Origin of the sequence: Photobacterium sp. OFAV2-7, assembly GCF_022347985.1 — a bacterium.
Taxonomy (GTDB): Bacteria; Pseudomonadota; Gammaproteobacteria; order Enterobacterales; family Vibrionaceae; genus Photobacterium.
Map to the genome: position 1 here is coordinate 1 of NZ_JAKRFQ010000743.1, position 2,664 is coordinate 2,664.

3 protein-coding genes are annotated in these 2,664 nt (G+C 50.1%); all 3 read left to right on the forward strand.

The genetic code is table 11. From position 1 onward, the window contains the following. On the forward strand, window positions 1–336 hold a 336-nt coding region (locus MHN01_RS23875), incomplete at its 5' end, for an ABC transporter ATP-binding protein (RefSeq protein WP_239413850.1). Then, window positions 323–907: a molybdenum cofactor guanylyltransferase MobA gene (gene mobA, locus MHN01_RS23880; protein ID WP_239413852.1), complete on the forward strand. Its 585-nt coding sequence runs from the start codon at window positions 323–325 to the stop codon at window positions 905–907. The genes MHN01_RS23875 and mobA, both read left to right, overlap by 14 nt. Then, window positions 904–2,664, forward strand: a 1,761-nt coding sequence (locus tag MHN01_RS23885) for a bifunctional molybdopterin-guanine dinucleotide biosynthesis adaptor protein MobB/molybdopterin molybdotransferase MoeA (protein ID WP_239413851.1), incomplete at its 3' end; no start/stop codon positions are given. The genes mobA and MHN01_RS23885, both read left to right, overlap by 4 nt.

Here is a 2,664-nt window from a genome sequence, read left to right on the forward strand (position 1 = left end):
ATGGTAGGGTTAGAAACCTTGGCCGATGAACATATTTCGGTCCTTTCGGGCGGTGAGCGCCAGCGCGTGGCAATGGCACGGGCCTGGGTGCTGAAACCTGGCGTATTACTCATGGATGAATCAAGTGCCAGCCTGGATCAAGAGTCGATAGAGCGTCAGGTTGTTCTTGCTGAAGACTTACTTGATCGAGGTACCAGCCTGGTGATCACCAGTCACCAGAAGAATGCCCTGACGGCCTTATGCCGTCGCCAATGGACCATCACCAACACAAAATTAATAGAGCGAGCAGATTTACAGCTCGTCGATGAGGATAGCAATGAGTATGCCTACGCCTGAAAATACAAGCTGGGTGATCCTGGCTGGTGGACAAGCCAGCCGCATGGGGGGAAATGACAAAGGGCTGGTAGAGCTTGCCGGACGCGCAATGATCGAACATGTGATCGATACGCTCAAGCCACAAACCTCGGCAATAACCATTAACGCCAACCGCAACCAAGAGCGCTATAACACCTATGGCACTGTTTTTGGCGACCACATCCAAAACTATCCGGGCCCCTTGGGAGGCATGCATGCTGCCCTTCACCACCTTAGCGACGAGTGGATTGGTTTCGTCCCTTGTGACTGCCCTCGACTACCGGCAGATCTCGTTTCTCGCATGAGTGCAGCGTGCCAAAGCGACACCGACATTGCTGTGGCACATGACGGCGAACATATTCAACCCGTCGTGACACTTTTACACCGACGTATTCTGCCGAAACTGGAACAGTTTCTTGAGAATGGCGATCGCAAAATCATCCTGCTGTATAAACAATGCAATATGATCACCGTTGATTTTAGCGATCAGCCAAATGCCTTCGTTAACCTGAATACACCACGAGAATTACAACAATTTGGACAGGAACTATGAGTCAGATTTATGCATCCCTTCCCCTGCTGGGCTTTGCAGCGTGGAGCGGCACCGGTAAGACGACCCTGCTTGAAGCCATGTTGCCTAAACTTGTCGAACGAGGCATTCGTGTTGCCGTGATCAAACATGCTCACCACAACTTCGATATTGATCAGGAGGGCAAAGACAGCTACCGCCTGCGAAAAGCAGGAGCCAGCCAAATGCTGATCTCATCTCGCTACCGTCGTGCGCTAGTAACAGAAACACCGGAAGAAGAAGCTACGCTGCCTCACCTGATATCCCAGCTAGATCAGACTCAGCTTGACCTTATTCTGGTCGAAGGCTTTAAGAAACTCGATTTCCCAAAAATTGAACTGCACCGTGAAGAGATTGGCAAACCTTGGTTACATCCACAAGACAACAACATTATTGCAGTTGCTTCCGATACCAAGCCATCAACAGAGCTGCCTCAACTCGATATTAATAACCTCGATCTATTGACTGACTTTGTTGCTAACTTTGCCAACCAGGCGAAAAACGAAAGCTTTAGTTGTTTTGATGTTGACCCGTCCGGAATGATCTCGGTCGATGAGGGTCGCTCACGTATTTTGGAACAAATCGTCCCATCCAAGCGTGAAATCACGGTTCCGCTATCACAGGCTTTGGGACAAATTGTCTCAAACGACATTCTGTCGCCAGTCAATGTACCTCAACATACTAACTCGGCAATGGATGGCTATGCCATTCGCGGCGATGATCTTGAACGCGAGAGCTACACGGTTGTTGCCCATGTTCTTGCTGGTCATAGCTATGACCAGCCACTAGAACCGGGACAAGCTGTTCGTATCATGACGGGAGCACCAGTCCCGGCCAACGCCGATACCGTTATTATGCGAGAGCTGGCTCAGCAGGAAGATGACATCGTCACTTTTGACACAACCAAAGCCGCAATTAAACAGAGCCAGAATGTTCGCCAGGCTGGCGAGGATCTTGCCATCGGTCAGACGGCTGTAGCAGCAGGCATTCAAATTGCGGCTCCTGAGCTGGGTATGATTGCTTCTCTGGGTATCGATTCCGTTAACATTAACACAGCCGTTAAAGTCGCCATTTTCTCGACCGGTGATGAAGTGCAACACCCGGGCGAGAAGCAGAAAGCTAACTGTATTTACGATTCTAATCGCTACACCCTACTGTCGATGCTGACAAAAGCGGGTTGTAAAGTGATCGACCTTGGCATTATTGAAGACAGCGAAGAAGCGTTGGAATCCACACTGCTAAAAGCCAGTCAGCAAGCCGATCTGATCCTGTCATCAGGCGGAGTTTCCGTCGGTGATGCCGATTACATCAAAACCGTACTCGATAAGCTTGGCCAAATAAACTTCTGGCGAATCAACATGCGTCCGGGTCGCCCTCTGGCGTTTGGTCAAATTCAGCAGACACCATTTTTCGGTCTGCCAGGTAACCCGGTAGCCGTTATGGTGACCTTCCTGCAGTTTGTCGAGCCTGCAATTCGCAAACTACAAGGAATGGATAACTGGCAGCCACAGGTATTCAATGCCATAGCAACAGAGAAACTTCGCTCAAGACCTGGCCGCACAGAGTATAGCCGAGGCATTTACAGCCTTGATGCCAATGGAAGATTGTCAGTTAAAACGACTGGAAAGCAAGGCTCCGGCATCCTTCGTTCGATGAGCGAAGCAAACTGTTTGATTGAAATAGTGCCGGAACAGCCAAATGTTGAGGTGGGTGAAATGGTTCGGGTTATCCCTCTGGAGGGG

Bases quoted from the DNA above. Each gene is read 5' to 3' on its own strand.
- mobA (WP_239413852.1), top strand. From the start codon at position 323: ATGCCTACGCCTGAAAATACAAGCTGGGTGATCCTGGCTGGTGGACAA.